Origin of the sequence: Desulforhabdus amnigena (assembly GCF_027925305.1) — a bacterium.
GTDB lineage: Bacteria > Desulfobacterota > Syntrophobacteria > Syntrophobacterales > Syntrophobacteraceae > Desulforhabdus > Desulforhabdus amnigena.
In genome coordinates, this window is the sequence record NZ_BSDR01000001.1 from 3,301,319 (window position 1) to 3,320,847 (window position 19,529).

General features: G+C 53.5%; 16 protein-coding genes. 9 read left to right on the forward strand and 7 right to left on the reverse strand.

What is annotated here, in order from left to right:
• Positions 1-27 precede the first annotated feature (27 nt).
• The 7 genes from purD to panB all read left to right on the forward strand — a co-directional run bounded on the left by purD (position 28) and on the right by panB (position 8,523).
• Positions 28-1,323, forward strand: coding sequence for a phosphoribosylamine--glycine ligase (purD, locus tag QMG16_RS14085; protein WP_281795192.1), 1,296 nt, complete (start codon positions 28-30; stop codon positions 1,321-1,323).
• Positions 1,324-1,612: 289 nt separating this feature from the next.
• The gene (purE, locus tag QMG16_RS14090; protein ID WP_281795193.1) at positions 1,613-2,158 is read left to right on the forward strand and encodes a 5-(carboxyamino)imidazole ribonucleotide mutase; all 546 of its coding nucleotides are present in this window, start codon (positions 1,613-1,615) and stop codon (positions 2,156-2,158) included.
• Positions 2,159-2,223: 65 nt separating this feature from the next.
• Positions 2,224-2,871 (forward strand): L-threonylcarbamoyladenylate synthase, encoded by a 648-nt coding sequence (locus QMG16_RS14095; RefSeq protein ID WP_281795195.1) that lies wholly within the window; start codon positions 2,224-2,226, stop codon positions 2,869-2,871.
• 135 nt (positions 2,872-3,006) lie between these two features.
• The gene (locus QMG16_RS14100) at positions 3,007-5,169 is read left to right on the forward strand and encodes a glycosyltransferase (RefSeq protein ID WP_281795196.1); all 2,163 of its coding nucleotides are present in this window, start codon (positions 3,007-3,009) and stop codon (positions 5,167-5,169) included.
• Positions 5,166-6,275 (forward strand): phospho-N-acetylmuramoyl-pentapeptide-transferase, encoded by a 1,110-nt coding sequence (gene mraY / locus QMG16_RS14105; RefSeq protein ID WP_281795198.1) that lies wholly within the window; start codon positions 5,166-5,168, stop codon positions 6,273-6,275. The genes QMG16_RS14100 and mraY overlap by 4 nt, the downstream gene beginning before the upstream one ends.
• Before the next feature lie 46 nt (positions 6,276-6,321).
• A complete protein-coding gene (locus tag QMG16_RS14110; RefSeq protein WP_281795201.1) occupies positions 6,322-7,260 on the forward strand; it encodes a ketopantoate reductase family protein in 939 nt (312 codons plus the stop codon).
• Positions 7,261-7,674: 414 nt separating this feature from the next.
• A complete protein-coding gene (gene panB, locus QMG16_RS14115; RefSeq protein WP_281795204.1) occupies positions 7,675-8,523 on the forward strand; it encodes a 3-methyl-2-oxobutanoate hydroxymethyltransferase in 849 nt (282 codons plus the stop codon).
• Positions 8,524-8,564: 41 nt separating this feature from the next.
• Here panB and shc read toward each other — a convergent pair whose 3' ends face one another.
• The 4 genes from shc to QMG16_RS14135 form a co-directional block, all read right to left on the reverse strand.
• Complete coding sequence (gene shc / locus QMG16_RS14120) at positions 8,565-10,625, reverse strand: squalene--hopene cyclase (RefSeq protein ID WP_281795208.1); 2,061 nt, start codon at positions 10,623-10,625, stop codon at positions 8,565-8,567.
• Positions 10,626-10,962: 337 nt separating this feature from the next.
• Positions 10,963-11,775: a metal ABC transporter permease gene (locus QMG16_RS14125; protein ID WP_281795211.1), complete on the reverse strand. Its 813-nt coding sequence runs from the start codon at positions 11,773-11,775 to the stop codon at positions 10,963-10,965.
• Positions 11,776-11,778: 3 nt separating this feature from the next.
• Positions 11,779-12,546, reverse strand: coding sequence for a metal ABC transporter ATP-binding protein (locus QMG16_RS14130; RefSeq protein WP_373878681.1), 768 nt, complete (start codon positions 12,544-12,546; stop codon positions 11,779-11,781).
• Positions 12,547-12,758: 212 nt separating this feature from the next.
• The gene (locus QMG16_RS14135; RefSeq protein ID WP_281795217.1) at positions 12,759-14,852 is read right to left on the reverse strand and encodes an acetate--CoA ligase family protein; all 2,094 of its coding nucleotides are present in this window, start codon (positions 14,850-14,852) and stop codon (positions 12,759-12,761) included.
• 215 nt (positions 14,853-15,067) lie between these two features.
• Here QMG16_RS14135 and mutY point away from each other — a divergent pair, with 215 nt between their 5' ends.
• The gene (mutY, locus tag QMG16_RS14140; RefSeq protein WP_281795219.1) at positions 15,068-16,138 is read left to right on the forward strand and encodes an A/G-specific adenine glycosylase; all 1,071 of its coding nucleotides are present in this window, start codon (positions 15,068-15,070) and stop codon (positions 16,136-16,138) included.
• A gap of 179 nt (positions 16,139-16,317) precedes the next feature.
• The gene (locus QMG16_RS14145; protein WP_281795222.1) at positions 16,318-17,487 is read left to right on the forward strand and encodes a ChaN family lipoprotein; all 1,170 of its coding nucleotides are present in this window, start codon (positions 16,318-16,320) and stop codon (positions 17,485-17,487) included.
• A 448-nt stretch (positions 17,488-17,935) separates the two neighbouring features.
• On the opposite strand, the gene QMG16_RS14150 is transcribed toward QMG16_RS14145, so the two are convergent.
• From QMG16_RS14150 to QMG16_RS14160, 3 genes are all read right to left on the reverse strand, one after another.
• Positions 17,936-18,286, reverse strand: coding sequence for a DsrE family protein (locus QMG16_RS14150; RefSeq protein WP_281795225.1), 351 nt, complete (start codon positions 18,284-18,286; stop codon positions 17,936-17,938).
• A gap of 423 nt (positions 18,287-18,709) precedes the next feature.
• Positions 18,710-19,216, reverse strand: a complete 507-nt coding sequence (locus QMG16_RS14155; protein ID WP_281795228.1) for a hypothetical protein — start codon at positions 19,214-19,216, stop codon at positions 18,710-18,712.
• A 3-nt stretch (positions 19,217-19,219) separates the two neighbouring features.
• Positions 19,220-19,495 carry a phage holin, LLH family gene (locus QMG16_RS14160; RefSeq protein ID WP_281795230.1) on the reverse strand — a complete coding sequence of 92 codons (276 nt, stop codon included), beginning with the start codon at positions 19,493-19,495 and terminating at the stop codon, positions 19,220-19,222.
• Between the last annotated feature and the right edge of the window lie 34 nt (positions 19,496-19,529).

Here is a 19,529-nt window from a genome sequence, read left to right on the forward strand (position 1 = left end):
ACGTCGAGCATAGAGAGAGATACATTCATGAAAGTACTTGTAATAGGCAGTGGAGGCAGGGACCATGCGATCGCCTGGAAGTTTGCTCAAAGCGACCGGGTAAAGCAGCTTTATGTGGCCCATGGAAACGCCGGAATTGCAGAGATCGCCACCTGTGTCGATGCCAGGACCATAGAGGAAATGGCGGACTTTGCCGAGAAGGAAAAAATAGATCTGACTTTTGTCGGTCCCGAAAAGCCTCTCTCTTCGGGGATTGTGGATCTTTTCGAGGGCCGCGGTCTCGCCATTGTGGGCCCCAGCCGGCGGGCCAGCCGCCTGGAATCGAGCAAATGCGACACGAAAATCCTGCTGCGTGAACTGGGAATCCCCGTTCCCGAATTCGCTGTTTTTTCCGACCCGGAGAAGGCAAAAGCCTATGTCCGCCAGGTGGGCTACCCGGTCGTGGTGAAGGCGGACGGTCTGGCGGCGGGAAAGGGAGCCCTGGTCTGTGATGATGTTGAAGATGCCGAAGAGGCCATCCGTGCGATCATGGAAGAGCGCATATTCGGTGATGCCGGTGAGCGGGTGGATATCGAAAAGCGCCTCTACGGCAGGGAGCTTTCCTTTTTCTGCTTCACCGACGGGCATACTCTTGTTCCCATGGTGGCTGCCCAGGACTACAAACGGGCAGCCGACAACGATGAAGGCAAGAATACCGGCGGCATGGGATCGTATTCACCTCACCCATGGCTGGACGAAATCCTTGTCCGGAAGATCATGGAACAGGTCGCCGAACCCTTGATTTCAGGAGTCAGGGAAAAATACGGGTTCCTGTACCGCGGCATTCTTTACCTGGGTCTCATGCTTACGGGAGAAGGCACCGACATCGTTCCCAACGTTCTTGAAATCAACATCCGCCTGGGAGACCCCGAAGCTCAGGTGATCCTGCCGCGACTCCAAACGGACCTGGTGGATATATGCGAAGCGATCCTGACGGGCCGCCTCAAGGAAATCCAGCCGGCATGGGACCCTCTTTACAAGCTTTGCCTCATTGCGACCAGCGGCCGCACCAAAGGCAAAAAAGGCTGGTACAAAGGATATCCGGATCGGTACAAGATCGGCCTGCCCATCACCGGACTGGACAAAATAGATTCCAGCTGCCTGGTGTTCCATTCGGGCACGGGCTGGAACGATTCGGGGCAGCTGGTCACAACGGGCGGGCGTGTGCTCTGCATTGTAAGCACAGGAAAAACCCTTGCCGAGGCCAGGGAAATCGCCTACAGGGAGATGGATAAGGTTTCTTTCGAAGGATTGTACCGCCGGAGCGATATCGGCAGGGAATAAGAGCCCGCTCTCTTCACCTCGACATTCAATGTTATTGAATTCAGGGGAAATGTTTTCCGGGCTTTACACCCCCCTGCCCCCTCGAAGGGGGATTTTGAACCTTCAAGTAACCCCCATGACCGGAACGGTCACAACGAAAAATGAAAAAGGCAAAGAGATGCAAGCCAATATGGAAAGCGGGAAACGCTCTTGAAAAGCGATGTTATCATGAGCCATGAGCTATGAACCTTTTTTTCATATAAAGTGAACCATGAGCCTTTTTTGTATAAAGCAGGGAGTCAAGGATAAGATGAGTCAGAAAGAAAATGTCCCCCTGGTGGGGATCCTCATGGGAAGCGATTCAGACCTTTCAGTGATGGAAGAGGCCTTCAAGGCTCTGGATGCATTCGAAGTTTCTTATGAAGTCCGGATTCTCTCGGCGCACCGCTCCCCGGAGGCAACCTCAGCCTACGCTCAAAGCGCTGCGGATCGCGGCATCAGAGTTCTCATCGCCGGCGCCGGGTGGGCCGCCCATCTGGCGGGAGTTCTTGCCGCCGATACCGTTTTACCCGTGATCGGGGTCCCCATCGATTCATCCCCCCTTCAAGGCATGGATTCTCTACTGGCCACCGTTCAGATGCCTCCCGGAATTCCCGTGGCGACCATGGCCATCGGCAAAGGGGGCGCGCGGAATGCCGCCCTGTTCGCCGTGCAGATTCTGGCGCTACAGGACCCCGCTCTGGCCGACAAGCTGCGCGCACAGAAAAGAAAAATGGCCGATGAAGTGGTATTCGACAAGAATCGCAAGCTGGAAGAGTTTCTGGCTGCACGCAAGCCGGGCACCATGGGGCGATAGCCGCGGCTTCCGTCACTCCTTTTCATGGCAGACATTTTGTAAAGATCATGCAGCCTATCTCTCCCATGTTGACGACCCCTGTGTGGAAAATCGATCCCCAGCAGCCTGAGCCGCTATGGATCACCCATGCAGCTGCGTTGATTTTGAAGGGTGGTGTAATCATTTATCCCACCGAAACTTTCTACGGCCTCGGCGGACATCCCGGGATGAAAGCAGCTATCGAACGCATTTTCCGCATCAAGGAAAGAGACTTCAACAAGCCTCTTCCCCTCATCGCGGCTCATATGGAAGCGGTCCGAGAAGCCGTGGGAAGCTTGCCTCCTGCAGCAGAAAAGCTGGCTGCAGCTTTCTGGCCGGGCCCTCTTACGCTCGTTCTGCCCCTCGCCTCACGACTGCCCTCCATGCTGCATGCCGCTACGGGAAAGATTGCCGTTCGCATTTCCCCCCACCCCGTTGCAAGGGATCTCGCAGCGGCAGTGGGGGGGCTTTTGATTGCAACCAGCGCCAACGCGGCAGGCCGCCCCGCATGCCGTGATCCTGAAGAAATACCTGCACCGCTTATCCGTCAGGTCGATGGATTGCTTGACGCAGGCAGCCTTCCCGGCGGGGCGCCTTCGACCATTGTGGATGTAAGTGTCGAACCTCCACGCCTTGTGCGCGACGGTGTTTTGCCGTGGGAAGAGATAAGAGAGCTCATGGCTCATGGCTCATAGCTCATGGGAAAGCTGGTTGGGATGGATTTATATTTGGGTTGCTTTCATTTGAGTGGTGGTTTGCTTAAAAACTATTAACAAAAGAGCTTCGTAAGGAAACTCTTTACCTTTGAGTGTAAACTTGTGCAGAGTCACTTGATACTTTTCATTGTTCTTTTTGCTGTTTTTCTTTTGGTGCTGATCGGTCTGGTTTCCTGGCGCTGGCGCCGAATCGCTTCGCGTGAGCCGCGCGTGATTTTGACCGGCGGTGGAACGGGCGGGCATGTCAATCCGGCTCTTGCCATTGCGGAAGGAATCAAGCACCGGCAACCCCACACCCGTTTTCTTTACGTGGGAGTCCGGGGGAAGGCGGAAGCCGTCATTGTGCGTCGAGTGGGATACCCCCTCGTTTTTGTATCCTCTGAAGGCTTTCCGGGCTTGAAGCCATCGTTTCGAACTCTGAGATTCCTTTGTCGTCTCTCTCTTGGAGTCGCTCAATCCTTCTTCATTCTCTTTCGCTTCGCACCCAGGTGGGTCATCGCCACCGGCGGATACGTAAGCGCACCCATCATCATCGCCACCTTGATTCTCCAGGCATTGAGGCTCTCCCCTACGAAGGTCTTTCTTCACGAACAGAACAGTATTCCGGGACAGTTGAATGCCTTTTTGGGGCGGTGGGTGGACCGCGTGCTCCTGACCTTTCCCCAAACCCTCTCCTTTTTCAAAAAAAACGGAGTGGTCGTGGGATACCCCGTTCGCGGCTCCATCGGCATCCAATCCCGCGAGGAGGCTCTCGCAAACCTTTCTTTCAAGATCCCCCCTGGACGGCAGGTGATCTTCGCTTTCGGAGGCTCTCAGGGGGCCCGCACCATCAACCGTGCTCTTGTGGAAGCATTGCGCTACCTGCTGCCCCATCGTGAACACCTCTTCATCATTCACGGAATGGGCCTCAACAAATCAGCGGAATACGACGCCGTTGCCGATACAAACGCCCGCCTGGAAGCCATGTTCCAGCCCGAAGAAATAGCCCAGCTGAACGACTTTTATTATCGTCAGGACTATTTCCATAACATCGGGGACGTTTATTCCGTCAGCGACCTCATCGTCTGCCGCAGCGGAGCGGGCAGCCTGAATGAAATATCCCGCCTGGGAAAGCCGGCGATCCTCATCCCCAAAGCCAACCTTCCGGGAGACCACCAGGTCATGAATGCCCGTGCCATGAAGCACGCCGGAGCCGCGGAAATACTTTTCGAAGACACCATCGTGGAAGACGGGGAAGTCCTTGAAAAGCTGGAAGGCGAACTTCTTGCCGAACGCATTTTGCGTCTTTTGAACAACCAGGAAAGGCTCGCCGAAATGGAGTCTCTGAGCAGGCAGTTTTTGCGACGCAATGCGGTAGAGCGCATCTTGAGCGAACTTTACCAGGACAAGAGTTACAACAATGGAACGGAAGGCCGGTCGATCCCTTTCCAACCCCTGCTCACCAACAACAGGCTTTTGCAGATTCTAAACCGGGCACAACAATCCAATCCAAAGGAATACAATCCCCTGGACGTGGTGGGAGATGAAGACGATCTCATCTATTACCGGCATCGAGCTGCAGGACTGCTGAGCCATAAGCCATGGCAAGACCGGAACTTGGGCGTCAAGCTCATCGGACTGACTCTTTATCTGGAGAAAATCCCCACCCTCCTTCACATGCTTTCGGACCGCACCCCGGCGGCAAGAATCAAGAGATGGTTTGGCGGGGATTTCCGGCAGGTGGGGTTCATCCGGAGAAATATCGTTCACTCCCTCCAGGTCTTGAACCGGATGGATCCTCTGGTGGAAGAACATCTGCTCAAGGCCTTGGAAGATCCCTATTTCGAGGTCCGGTCCCAGGCCTGTATGGCTGCGGCGCATTTCGGCCCTCGGCTGGTGGGAAAGGAAGGCTGGCTGCAGGCCCTGATGAAATGCTTGAACGATCCCTGTTTTGAGGTCTCCGTCGAAGCAGCCAAGGCCATTGGCGAAATCGGAATGGATGACCGTGCGGTGCAGGTGCTGATCCAGCTGAAAGAATCCCACTACTGGCAGGTGCGCGACGCCGCCCTCAAAGGGCTGAAGCGCCTTCTTGAACGGAGGGTCATCGGTCCGTCTCCTGAACTTCTCTTTCAGATTTCATCCTTTATCCTGACGGCGACGGATTTTCGCCCCTACTTTTCCATCAAGGAGACTTACCAGACCCTCAAGAAATTGTGCCGAGAAAGAGAGGCTGAAGACTTATTGTACGAGACGCCTGTACTCTTACCCGAGCAAGCCCTAAGGAAGCGTTCGTCATGATTTACGAAATAGCTAACTTTTTCATTCAGATGTCCGAGAGTCTCCCCTTTTTCCGGTTGGTGAACTACATCACGTTTCGAGCCATCATGGCGGCTTTGACGGCGGTGATTTTCATCTTCCTTTTCAGCCGCCATTTTATTCTCTTCGTGCACCGGCGCTGCCTCCTGGACCAAGTCCGGGAAACGGGCATCGATTCCGCTTTCGACAAACGGGGCACACCCACCATGGGCGGTGTCCTCATCATCGGGGCGGTACTCTGTTCCATGGTGATCTGGGGGAACTGGCGCAATCCCTTTCTTCTCTGCTCCCTGGGGGGCATGCTCTGGTTCGGTCTCATCGGCTTTTATGACGATATCGCCAAGGTCAGGAGAAAGAGCGGGGACAGTGGAATGTCGGAGCGGTCCAAGCTCATCTTGCAGGGCATCTTCGGTCTCATTTTCGCCTGGATTTGCGTAGGGCCTTATTCGCCTCTGGGCCCCGAACTTTCCACCAAACTCTATATCCCCTTTTATAAACATCCCATCATCGATCTGGGTCCCTATCTCTATGGGTTGTTCATTTTCCTTTTCCTCATCTTCGTATCCAACGCGGTCAACATCACCGACGGCCTAGACGGTCTTGCCATTACCCCCACGATCTTCGTTGTAGGAGTATTGGGGATTTTCGCTTACGTGGAAGGCAACAAAATCTATTCAGCCTATCTCTACTATCCTTATCTCCGTGAAGCAGGCGAGCTCACGATCTTTGGGGCCGCTTTCGTGGGGGCCGGCCTGGGATTCCTCTGGTATAATGCCTATCCGGCCCAGATTTTCATGGGGGATACGGGTTCCCTGGCCATCGGCGGTACCATGGCGGTGATTTCCGTACTCCTCAAACAGGAAATGCTTTTTCCTCTGCTGGGCGGACTCTTCATTTCCGAAGCCTTCACCAGCCAGATTCAGGATAAAATCGGAGTGCGATGGGTGGGGAGGCGCATCTTCTACCGCGCCCCCCTCCATCACGATCTACAGCACAGGGGGATCGCCGAAACCAAGGTCGTGATCCGTCTTTGGATCGTAGCGGGAATCCTGGCATTGATCTCTCTGGCTACCTTGAAGCTCCGTTAAAAGGACAACCAGACCGATCGCGAAAAATGAGGTAAAAGGACAAGCCATGCACATTTTGATGCTTGGAGCGGGAGCCATGGGCAGTCTCCTGGGGGCCAGGCTTTCCAGGACCGAGGCGGACATCACTCTTTTCAGCACCAACCGCGAGCACATTCAGGCGATTCAAACGCATGGGCTCGCCATAGAGGAACTGGACGGGAGCGAAAGCCATTATAAACTGACCGCCTGCGATCATCCCCACAAGATTCAGGACGATGCGGACCTAGTCATTGTATTGGTGAAGAGCTACGCCACTCAGGAAGCTCTTTCCAGCATCCTGCATCGTTGTCACGCATCCACTCTCTTTCTTACACTGCAAAACGGAATAGGGAACTGGGAAAACATCGCCCGCGTGGTGGACACGGAATCGGTCCTGCTGGGCAGCACAGCCCAGGGGGCTACCTTTTTGGAGCCTGGGAAAATCCGACACGGAGGCAATGGAGTGACGTTTATCGGCGAACCCCGGGGACCCGCTTCCCACAGAGTGCACTGTCTCGTGGAACTGTTTCGCCGGGCAGGCCTTGAAACCCATTCCAGCGATATCATGGAACAGCTCATCTGGGAAAAACTCATGGTAAACGCAGGGATCAATGTCATCACAGCCCTGACGGGAATTCGAAACGGGATGATTGCCGACCTGGAGACGGCGAGGGAGCTCTCCCGGGCCACTGTGGAAGAGGCCGTGAGAGTGGCGGTGGCCAGGGGGTTTGAAATGCCCAGGAATATAATGGAAAGAGTCTTTAAGGTCGCCCAGGCCACGGCGGTCAACCGCTCCTCCATGGGCCAGGATGTGGATCGGAAAAAACGCACGGAAATCGATGCCATCAACGGCGCCATCGTTCGATTCGGAGAAGAAGAAAAAATCCCCACTCCCGTGAACCGGACTCTCACGCAGCTCGTCAAGATTCTGGAAGCCGGGTATTTGAAAGAGAAAGAAATTCCTTAATATTTTAGACTCAAGTGTAGCAGGGAGTAGTGATTTCGACAGTGCCTTCAGTGAGATGAGAAGCTTTCTGAAAATTCCCCCCTTGAGGGGGGCAGGGGAGTGTCAAGATTTGGCGAACCGGAAAAACACCCCCCATCGGAGGGAATCGAAGCAGGTTTGGCTCTCAAACAGAGGAATTTTCAGACAGCTTCCAGGTCCACCATGATGCCGGCGCTGCCGCTTACACTAACAGGACTGAAACTTTTAACCCTTGAGCATGCGGGCAGCAGCAAAAAGCTGCAGCAGATTTTACCCGTAGTGATTTGCGTCGGGAATCGAAGCCAGCCTCGCGGGATGAGGCAACAAGCATTTCACGCCAGCCGCTGAAATGGATTCCCGTCACAGACACTAACACCCCAAAAGAGAGGAAAAAGTATGAAAAAACGCATTACGGTGCCGGACATCATGGCAACGAAAGGCAAGAGAAAACTCACGGAATTGACGGCATACGATTACCCCACGGCCCTCTGGGTCGATCAAAGCGGAATCGATATGATACTGGTCGGGGATTCTCTGGCCATGGTAGTGCTCGGACATGAAGACACCCTGTCCGTAGGGATGGCTGAGATGCTCCACCACACGCGGGCCGTATCCCGGGGGGCTGAGCGTGCTCTGGTGATCGCCGACATGCCTTTCATGTCCTACCAGGCAAGCCTCGAACAGGCTATCCTCAATGCCGGCCTCTTTCTCAAAGAAGGACGGGCTCAGGCGGTCAAGCTGGAAGGCGGCCGGCGCGTTGTGCCACAGATCAAGGCCATGGTGGAGGCGGGGATTCCGGTACAGGGGCACCTGGGTCTTACCCCCCAGAGCGCAGCGCAGTTTGGTGGATTCAAAGTACAGGGAAAGACGGCCGAAGCGGCAAAAATCCTCATCGAAGACGCTCAGGCCCTTGCCGACGCAGGATGCTTCAGCATTGTGCTGGAAGCCATCCCATCTTCCATCGCCGCCATGATCACCGAAGCCGTTCCCATTCCCATCATTGGAATCGGAGCAGGACCGAACTGCGACGGACAGGTTTTGGTGGTACACGACGTTCTGGGGCTTTACGAAAGGTTTACACCGAAGTTTGTCAAACAGTACGCAAATCTGGGAGAACCCATTCGCCAGGCTTTGATAAAATATAAAGAAGAAGTGGAGAGCGGCACCTTCCCCGGTCCGGAACATACCTTCTCCATGGACGAAAAAGAGATCAGCAAATTGGGCTCAGCCCAGGATAAAAAATAAACTGAACATAAAAAAAGGCTCGGGGCACCCCGAGCCTTTTTTTATTCCTCCTGCAGCTTTCGCCGGTATTGCCCCAGGGCCATGAGAGGAAAGCAATTGCAGTAGTTCCGGTAGCGGATGTAAAAATGATTGGGGAAACCGGTTCCCGTGAAATATTTTTCATCCCAGGTGCCGTCGGCCTTTTGAGTTTCTACAAGATATTGCACTCCCTTACGGACTTCCGGGCTGTGCTCTTCGCCGCAGGCGAGAAGGCCCATCAGGGCCCAGGCGGTCTGCGAAGGCGTACTGGCGCCTTTTCCCCGCAGTTGCGGATAGCGGTAGGATTCGCAGGTTTCCCCCCATCCGCCGTCGGGATTCTGATGCTCCTTGAGCCAGCGCACCGCAGCCTGAATGTAAGGCGCTTTGGGATCTTCTCCAATGGAAATGAGTCCCCGAAGAACAGACCAGGTGCCATAGATATAGTTCACACCCCAGCGGCCCCACCAAGCCCCGTCAGGCTCCTGCAGGTCTTTGATGAACTTGATTCCGCGTTTCGCTCTGCGGTCGGATCGATCGTAGCCGTAATATCCCATGGTTTCCAGCACCCGGCCGCTCACGTCCGCCGTGGGATAGTCCACCATGGCTTCAGTGTCCGCAAAGGGAATTCGGTTCAATATGGTCATGGTGTTGTCTCGGTCGAAGGCGGCCCAGCCCCCGCAGCTGCTCTGCATGCTCAGGCACCATTCCATTCCCATGGATTTGCCGCACTCCAGGCCACCGCACTGATTGGTACCCATGCGATGGAGCGTGGTCAAGACAACAGCAGAATCATCGACATCGGGATAATGATTGTTCACAAACTCGAAGGCCCACCCCCCCGGCGGGCAACAGTTTTTGACCTGCCAGTCTCCACCCTTCTTGATTTGCTTATCAAGGAGCCATTGGGTAGCTTTCACGAGCGCAGGGTGTTCCGGGGAGATCCCGGCTTCAACGAGAGCGAGCCCCGTGAGAGCCGTGTCCCACACAGGAGAGATGCACGATTGCATTCTCAGGCCGTGTTCATCCTCCAGGCAGAAGCCCTCGAGCGCCTCCAACCCTTTTTCGATCACCGGATGATCCAGAGTATAGCCCATATAATGGAGCGCAAGGATAGAGTAGACCATGGGAGGTTGAATTCCACCCCAGTCCCCTGTCTCTTCCTGATGCTCCAAAATCCAGGTCTCCGCTGCCTGCACGGCACGGTTGCGCAGGGAAGGAATGGGATGGCGTTCGAACGCTTTCGCGACACGGTCGAAGAGGTAAAAGAGCTTGTGGGTCATAGAGGGAAACCGTTTGGAACCGCTTCCCGCTTTTTTCACGTAGAGTTCCGGAACCGCTTTGGAATCCGGAAGCTTATACCTTGGCCGGATGGCCAAAACGATGGAGAGGGGAACGACGGTGCCTCTTGCCCAGCTGGAAAATTCGTAAATACTGAAATAAAAATGAGAGGGAAGCAGGACCAGTTCCACGGGCATGGAGGGAACATTATCCCAATCGTATTGAGAAAAAAGAGCCAGCCATATTTTGGTAAAGACACGGGCCGACTCGATTCCTCCCTTTGAAAGAATAAAGCCGCGCGCCCTTCGAAGGGGCTCGGAATCAGGATCCTCCCCCGCCAGTTTCAAAGCGAAGTAGGCCTCAATCGTGGTGCTGATATCCCCCCCATCGCCATAGCAAAGTCCCCATGAACCATTTGAAGTCTGTTCATGGAGCAGGTATTTCACCATGCTTCTTTCCTTCTCCGGTTCGGAAATTTCCAGGAGATGGAGGAGCATAATGTATTCGGCCGTTATGGTGACATTGGATTCCAGTTCAGCCCACCAATATCCCTCGGGATTTTGAGTCTCCAGAAAAAACTTGCTGGAAGATTCAACAGCCTTTTTCACCTGCTGCTTCCAGTAAGCCTTCGAATCCAGGCGCAGAGAAGCCGCCTCATTAAAGCCTGAAATTCCTCCTCCTTTTTCAATCTGGAAAAAAGCGGAAAGCCGGCAGCCGGAAGAAAAGTCCGAGCTGCTGAAGGCCCCTTCAAAGGCTCTTTCGAGGTAATCGGACGAACTCTCTTTTTTACTTGTAACTGGATTCATTATCCTACCCGATATGTAGTTGAAATCAAAAGCATAGGTTGTTCCGGCTCATCGAATTCACGCTGCTGAATCGAACAAACCCCATTTTAATGATCATCGCTTCCCATCTCAAAAAACCAATAGCTCGATTTCAGGGAAAGGGAGGATTCAGAAACGCTGACTGTATAATATCTAGCTAATTTTGCTTATAAACAACACATCTACACTTTTTCCCGTTCAAGATAACCATCAATGATGACCACAATAAATAGAAGGTATGTATAACATTTCAAAGATTTTCTCAAGTTTCTCTAAAGAGATTTCCAGGGGACGGAGTCTTGAAAAAACCGCAGTTGTCTCACTCCATCCTTTTTTGCAATTGTTCCCAAAACAGAGAGGCGAAGAAAAAAGCCGCCGCCACCATGATGATCGTTGCCCCGGAAGTCAAGTTGAAGGAATAGGACAGCCACAGCCCGATGAAGGTAAAGAGGGAACTCAGCAGGATGGACAGGAACATCATCATGCCAAGGGATTGGGAATACTTTTCAGAAATATAAGGAGGGATAGTGAGCAGTGCGATGACAAGGATCAGCCCCACTACCCGGATGGTCATCACAACGGTGAGGGCCATCATGGTCAGAAGGATAAAATAGAGAAACCGGACCGGTACCCCCATGGTCATGGCAAATTCTTCATCGAAGGACATGGCCTGGAAGCTGTTGTAACAAGAAAAAACGGTGCCCAGGATCAGCAGGTCCACTCCAATCATCAACCAGAGATCGGATCTCGGCACGGCCAGAATGCTGCCGAAAAGATAGCTCATGAGGTCGACGTGATAGCCCGGCGTCAGATCCATCAGGATAATACCGAGAGCCATTCCCACGGCCCACAGCACTCCAATGATGGTATCCGCCCGTTGCTTGTTTTTCAGGGTGACCATGGCCATGAGGATCGAAATCAAGAGGGAAAATCCCGTCGTTCCCGCAAGAAGAGGAATCCCGAGATAGAAAGCGATTCCGATGCCTCCGTATGCGGCGTGGGCAATTCCTCCTGAAATGAAAACGATGCGGTTGACTACAACGAGGGTCCCGATGATGCCGCAGGCGATACTTGTGAGGAAGCCTGCCAAAAGAGCATTCCGCATGAATTCCATATGAAAGGCTTCAAGCATATTCTATTTATCCTTGTGCTCCCCCAGCACACGGTGAGGGAATCCGTGTGCGATCAATTCCACAGGACAATGATAGGCCATATCCATCATCTCCTGAGTGATTTCTGCAGCGGCGTGAAAATAAAGAGTCTGGTTCAAACAGGCTACGGATTTGATATAGCTCGAAAGAACACTCAAATCGTGACTGACCACTACAATGGTCATGGACCGATTCAGTTCCTTCAAAAACTCATAGAGCTCCGTTTGAAGGGCTTTGTCCACATTGGAGGTAGGCTCATCCATGAAAAGAATGGACGGGTTCGCTGCCAGGGCTCTCGCGATGAACACTCGCTGCCTCTGCCCCCCTGAAAGTTTCCCGATGGGCCGCCCCCGGTATTCCCACATTTTCACCCTTTCCAATGCCTGCTGAACGATGAGTATATCTTCATGGGAATAGCGCCGGGAACGTCCCGTTTGCCCCAGGCGCCCCATGAGAGCCACATCCTGTACGGTTATGGGAAAATCTTTGTTTATGTTCGTATCCTGGGGCACATATCCGATACGATCGACCACTTTATGCGGTTCCTTGCCGAAAATGCGAACGGTCCCCCGCTGGGGCTTGAGTATGCCGAGCATCAGTTTCAACAGAGTGGTCTTACCACTCCCATTCGGACCCAGGATGGCAAGGAATTCCCCGTGCTCTATTTTCAAGTTCACATCCCGAAGAACCAAGTGGCCGTCATAAGAAAAGAAGACATCTTCGATTTCAATTGCCAGTGGGTTCAATTTCACTTCCATTTCATTCCGACCTATACCCCCCTGACCCCCGGTGGATCACAACGAAGAATGGGTGCTTTACCTTGACATTCCAACACTTACCCTGTTTACGCTGAAGTTCCACCCCTTTTATCTTGAAATCCCCCCTTGAGGGGGGCAGGGGGGTGTTTTCCGCCACACTCCATGAGAACCGCCGTCTCAGCAGCCCCACAAATGGCCCGAAACGCTTATTCTAAAACGATACGAGCATCCACGCAGCGGCATCCATGCGAATCTGCGAAAACCGGGTTGAGATCCAGTTCGCTGATTTCCGGATAGTCCACGGCCAGCCGCGAAAGATTCACCATGACATCGACCAGGGCGGATATATCGACCCCCGCCTGGCCGCGGATTCCCTTGAGAATGGGGTAGATGCGAAGGGATTCGACCATCTCTTCGGCCTCCGGGCGACCGACGGGGACGAGTCCTCTTGCGACATCCTTGAAGACTTCCGTATAGATGCCTCCCATTCCAACGACCAGAACATGCCCTACCTGCGGGTCTCTCTTGATGCCCATGAGCAGTTCCATTCCCTGGATCTGTTTTTGCGCGAGTATTCCTTCCAAAGACCCCAGGGGCGTGCGGGTCCGAAACAGCTCTTCCAGCTCACCGTAAGCCTTCCGAAGCTCACATTCGTTTTCCAGGCCGAGGCGGACGCCGCCCCAGTCCGACTTGTGGAGCCACTGGGGGGAAACGATTTTCAGGACCATCGGGTATCCCTGCTTTCCAGCAAGGGCAACCGCCGCTTCCACATCCTTCGTCAACTCCCCTACCGCCAGAGGAATTTGATATTCTCTCAGGAGCGAAAAGGCCTCTTCTCCCACAAGAAGACCCCGGGAAGGCACCGCCACGGGGCGGCCCGTCGAGACGGGAAGTACAGGGCCGGAATCCGCACCCTCCTCCTGCAGTTCCTTTTGTAACTTGCTGTAACGCCATACGGCAGCCAGCCCGGCGACCGCTTCATCGATGCTGTCAAAAGCGGCCACATGCGGTTCGTTCCGAAGGACCTCCCCCTGTGCAACCTGGTCGCCGCCATAGAGCCACAGGGCGATGGGCTTTTGTTCCGTATTGCCCCGGTTCAGTTCCAAAACGGCATCCGCCAGATTCAGATCTTTGTGCAGGGGGGAAGACATGGCCGCCGCGATGGCAAAAACTGCATCCACCTCGCTGCTGCGCAGGAGCCCTCCGACGGCGCGTTTGAACACCTCGACGAACGAGCCTGTAACCATCCCCAGGGGCCAGATGTCCACGGGATTGCGCAGGCGGTGCCAGGCAATGCGCGTATTTTCCAGCTCACTTCTAATTTCTTCGGGAAATGGAGCCAGCTCCAGGCCATAGTCCTCACAGGCGTCCGCCGTCATAATGCCGCAGGCCCCTGTTGCCGTCACTACCCCGATGCGCGGACCCGCCATGGACCGGAAATGCAAAAGAGCCTGACAGGCGGCACGCAGCTCCACCATGTTCCGCACGCGAATCAAACCGGCTTTCTTGAAGGCCGTATCGATAACCGCATCCTCCCCCACCAGTGATCCCGTGTGGGAAAGGGCGGCCTGAGCCCCCGCCGCGCTCCTTCCCGTTTTCAATATAACGATGGGTTTCTTCGCCGCCACGCGCCGGGCCACCTTCAAAAATTCCCGCCCCCGCAGCATGCCTTCCATATGAAGGGCGATCACTTGAGTCTGAGGGTCCGTTTCAAAGTATTCCAGCACGTCGATAAAATCCACGCCACCGGCATTTCCAATATCGATGGCCTTCCCGAGGCGCCCCGTAAAGCTTTCAAACCCAACCTGGAGCACGCCCGTCTGAGCTCCTACCGAAATAGGCGGCGGAGCGTCCTCTTTTTCGATGTCCACAAAGGCGGTGCTGAAGCTGGAAAAAGCGTTGATCGTCCCCATCGTGTTCGGGCCGAGCACACGGACACCATACTGGCGGGCGACTTCCTGCAGTTCCCCCTGGAGCTCCTTTCCGCGGTCATCCGCATCGGCAAAGCCCTGGCTGATCACCACTACATGGCGGATTCCCTTTTGAGCGCACTGCAAAAAGGCCGGCAGCACTCTGTCCCGTCCCACGGAGATGATTGCCAGATCGGGAATTCCATCGAGCGCATCCACATGGGGCACAGTCTTTTTCCCTAAAATTTCTGAAACTTTGGGATGCACCACATCGATCCGTCCTCGGTAACCGTAGCGCTGCATCACTTCCAGGTTGTTATATGCTCCCGGTCCGCTCTGCCTCGAAACACCGATGAGCACTACCCACTGGGGATCAAAAAATTGCTTCATGCAGGATCTCCTGTTGATAGACGTGTTAAAAGAATAAATAAAAGCGTCTCTCTCGTGATATGCCGCAAGAGCAGATGAGAGTTTATTCTCAATGAGGACTTGAGATCAAATAGAATACGCTTCAAACCGGAAAAAGGCGAAATCCTCCGGTTGTCCATTGGCCAGGATGAATACCGGGTAATTCTTTTCAAGCAGGAACAGGAAAGCAAGTACCGATGAAAAAGGAAAAATATGCCTCCATTCGAAAAGGGTTGCTTCAGTGGTTCCAACTGCACCAGAGGAAGCTTCCCTGGCGGCGAAACCACTTGCCATACGAAATATGGATTTCCGAAATCATGCTTCAGCAGACCCAGGTCAAAACCGTACTCCCCTATTATGAACGATGGATGGCACGCTTCCCGGACATAGCGTCGGTGGCCGAAGCTACGGAGGAGGAGCTCCTGAAGTACTGGGAAGGCATGGGATATTATTCACGGGTGCGCAATATCCACAAGACGGCACACATCGTGATGACGGATCATGGCGGAGAGTTTCCCCGGGAGCACGGAGCGGTCCTGAAGCTGCCCGGCATCGGTCCCTATACGGCGGGTGCGGTCATGAGCCTTGCGTTCAACGAGGATTTTCCTCTCGTGGACGGCAACGTGGAAAGGGTCTTCGCACGCCTTTTCGATATCGATTCCCCCGTGAAGGAGAAAGAAAATCAAAAGCTCATCTGGAAGACAGCGAAGGAATTGATCCCCTCAGGAATGGCGAGAGACTTCAACCAGGCACTCATGGAACTGGGCGCCCTCATCTGCCTTCCCAGAACTCCCCTCTGCGGCGACTGCCCCGTCAGTGGTTCCTGTGAAAGCCGTCGGGCAGGCATTGTGGACCAGAGGCCGGTGGCGGGGAAGCGCAAAAGCCTCCAACCCATTCAGGTGGCCATAGGCCTTCTTTTGCGCGACGGGAAAATATTCATTCAAAAGCGTCCACCCCACGGCCTGATGCCTCATCTTTGGGAGTTTCCCGGCGGAAAGATCCAGGAAAATGAAACTCCCGAAGCGGCCCTGGTGCGGGAATTCAGGGAAGAACTGGATCTCGACATCTGTGGGCTGAATAAAATCGCTCTCATCCGCCACAACTATACGTCTTTCAAGGTCACTCTGCACGCCTATTTCTGCACCCTCGTCAGCCCGCACCAGGAACCGGTGCTTCGAACCGCCGTGGACGGGCGTTGGGTGACGCCGGACCAACTCCAGGACTACGCTTTTCCCGCGGCAAATCGAAAGCTGATACGCATGCTTTGAAGGTCCTTTGGCCTTGCCACCCCCGCGGCAGAGGATTAAGGTATTGGCGACACCGTCACTATGGCGCCTTGTTGTTTCTCTATTCTCATAACGTTCAATACCTTCAATGGATGAACCGTCTTTGATGGCTTCTTTTTGCGTGTAATTTCAATTTTATCCGCTTCAGGAGATTCTAAACCATGTTGAACGCCTTCAAGAAAACTTTCCTTTCGGGAACGGTCCTGCTTCTCATGGTGGGCTGCGCCACTCTTCCTTCGTTGAAACCTGCAAAGCCCAAAACTCCTCTGGAGGGTTTGAAAGTGGACGAAATTCTGAGCACCAACAACGGAACGACCCTTTCTTTCGAGAAATTCCTGGAAGACCTCGCCGCTGCCCGGATCGTCTATGTCGGTGAGACGCACACCAACACGGAAGATCACCGTGTTCAGCAAAAGATCCTGGAATCCCTGTACGAGCGGAACCCAAAACTGGTCCTTGCCCTGGAAATGTTTCCCAGGGAGTCTCAGTCCATACTCGACCGGTATTCCAAGGGTCAGATCTCCGAGGAAGAATTTTTGAAAGAGGTCGACTGGAACGAAGTATGGGGATTTCCCTTCGAGCTGTATCGCCCTATGCTGAATTTCGCCCGGGAAAAGCGTCTTGAAATCCTGGCGCTGAATGCCCCCCGCAAGGTGGTTGAAAAAATTGCCTCATCGGGGCTTGCGTCCCTTTCGGCCGCGGAACAAACCCAGGTGGCCAAAGATTTTCACATGGATGATCCCGCACACAAAAATTATGTGCGGCAACAATATGATGCGCACGTCAAAGGCGGCATCAGGGATTTTGAGAGCTTTTTTCAAGCGCAACTGGCCTGGGAGGAAACCATGTCGGAAACTCTGGCGCGGAGGCTCTCGAAATCGGCCGGAGACGAGCAGATCCTGGTGCTGATTGGTAAGGGACATATTATGAATCGGGTGGGTGTTCCCATGCTCACTTTCAAAAGGGTCAAACAGCCCTTCAAAACGGTGGTCCCCATGCCCATCAACTATCCTGAAAGCCTGTTCGATCCCAACCTTGGCAACTATGTGTGGATTACGGAACCCATGGAGACACCGCACCGCCCCCGCCTCGGAATCATGCTTCGCCCGGCGCCCTCAGGCATGGGGCTCGAAGTCCTTGGAATTGCGTCGGGAAGCCCTGCGGAAAAAGCCGGTATTCAGAAAGGGGATATTCTTTTCATGATCGACGAAGTTCCCCTCCAGTCCATAGAAGATCTTCACCGGGCCCTGGAAGGAAAATCCCGGGACCATGAACTGAAAATCTTGAGGGGAAAGAAGGAAATCTCCGTTCCGGTAACCATTTCACCGTAGCACGTGTGCAAAAAAAGGCTCATGGTTCATGGCTCATGGTTCATGATAACATCGCTTTTCAAGAGCGTTTCCTGCTTTCCCCCTTGCCTTGCATTTCTTTGGCCTTTTTTATTTTTCGTTGTGACCGTTCCGGTCATGGGAATTAATGTGGGACATTTCAAAACAATCCCCCTTTGAAGGGGAAGGGGGATGTTTTCTGAGCTTTATCCCCCTTGACCCACCGAAAGGGGAATTTGAATCTTCAATTGAGCAATTTTATGCTTAACCCGATGCCAATCCCCCCAGAGGGGAAATCCTTTTGCTTCATTCAGCAGCATTGCCCCCCAAGGGAGCATTGAATCGTTCAATAAGATGAAAACTCTTTCCACTGAGCTTGCAGCTGGTTGCATATGGCGTCATCGCCGAAAATTGAATCGTTCAATAAGATGAAAACTCTTTCCACCGTGCACTAGAAGTTGAACACTTGAGCTTCAGCCGCCATATCGATCAAGTGCGGTCCGCCATCCAGGGCCATGTTGTGGAAAAACTTCGATTCATCGAGATTACGGTTTTTGGCGCAAGGAGTGCAAACCCCTATCTCGACCTCATTTTCGACCAGGTAAGGCAGGTAATCATTGGGACAATCTCCGGTGACGGTCTTCTGGCTCAAATCCCTGGTGGAATCCGCCCACATGACGCCGGCGTCGATAAAAAAGAGATTCACCTTGTGCCCCTTGGAATGCGCAACTTTAGCGAATTGAAAGCACCGGGTTGCAGCCTCGTTATCATCTTTGCTCAAGATAAACAAGAAATTAGCCATGACCTGTCCTTTCCTTTTGCATTTTAAAGTAATGGATAGTGAGCATTTGAGATATCAATACTTCGCTTAAAATAAATGAGAACGCGGACGGGATTCAACCAATAAAATGCAAAATCGATTTGATATTCCCTGTGACACAGATCACTTCCCATACATTTCGCGCGTTTCAGTCCGTTGCAGGGAGTTCAGATTTGGCCAATATCGCGGACTATAACAGGCGCGGGAGGACGCCCCTTCCCTCCATTGGCCCGCCCGTCCAGGTTTTTTGCCTGTGGGTGCGCCCGACTCGCCAGAGCGAATTTTCGAGTCCTCGCGCCTGAAAAAAATATAGCAATTTCATGGAGATTTCGTTTTAATCCCTTGCGGGGAATTCTGATGTGGCCAGGCCCACAAAGGCCGCATTCAGATTGCAGGATAAAATATTTACCGTTTTACAGAATGGCCGATAACATGCCCCAGCTTATCATAATAAACCGTCTTACCCTTATAAGCCTTACCGGTGCTGATCACGCGACCTTGCTTGTTGTAATAGACCGTCTTACTCTTATAAGTCTTGTCCGTACCAATCACGCGACCCTGTTTGTCGTAATAAACCGTCTTCCGGTTCTCGCCGCACGTTTTCATTCCAACACAATTGCCGGACAGGGCAGGGCAAGTGAACAACGACACACATACGGAGGACAACACCACAACCTTCAACCAATTCATAAAGTTATCTCCTGTTTCAATCCCTTGCAGGGAATTCTGATGTGGCCAGACGAGCTCCACGTTGTTTTCGTACCACCGCTCCTGCTTTGTCATGTGCTCACGGTACTGGATCAACATCTGGTCGAAGCGCCTGGAATCCAGCCACCACATGAACAGCACCAGGCCGGGAAGCCCAAAGCTCGAGAGGATCGTAAGCACCTCCTTGATCGCTATGGATTCCATGGCCTATGCTTCCTTGACGAGAGCCACGGCCATTTCTATCGCCAGATTGATGGCCGAAGCGCCGAGCTCCTTGCCTTCACGCACCGCGGCGGCCTCGATCCTTGAAAACGCGATCCTGCGCTTCTCTTCTCCGGTAAAATTCCCGGACGCCAGCTCCGAAACCACCGACACGGCGATGTCCTTGATGCTCTCCGCCGCCTTACCGGCCAGAGTCGCAGCCACCCTCTGAAAAAAACCACTTCTTTTGACCCACTGGTAAATCTTTGCAAAAAACTCCATCGATTCCCCTCACTTCTTCCTGGAACGCCGATGC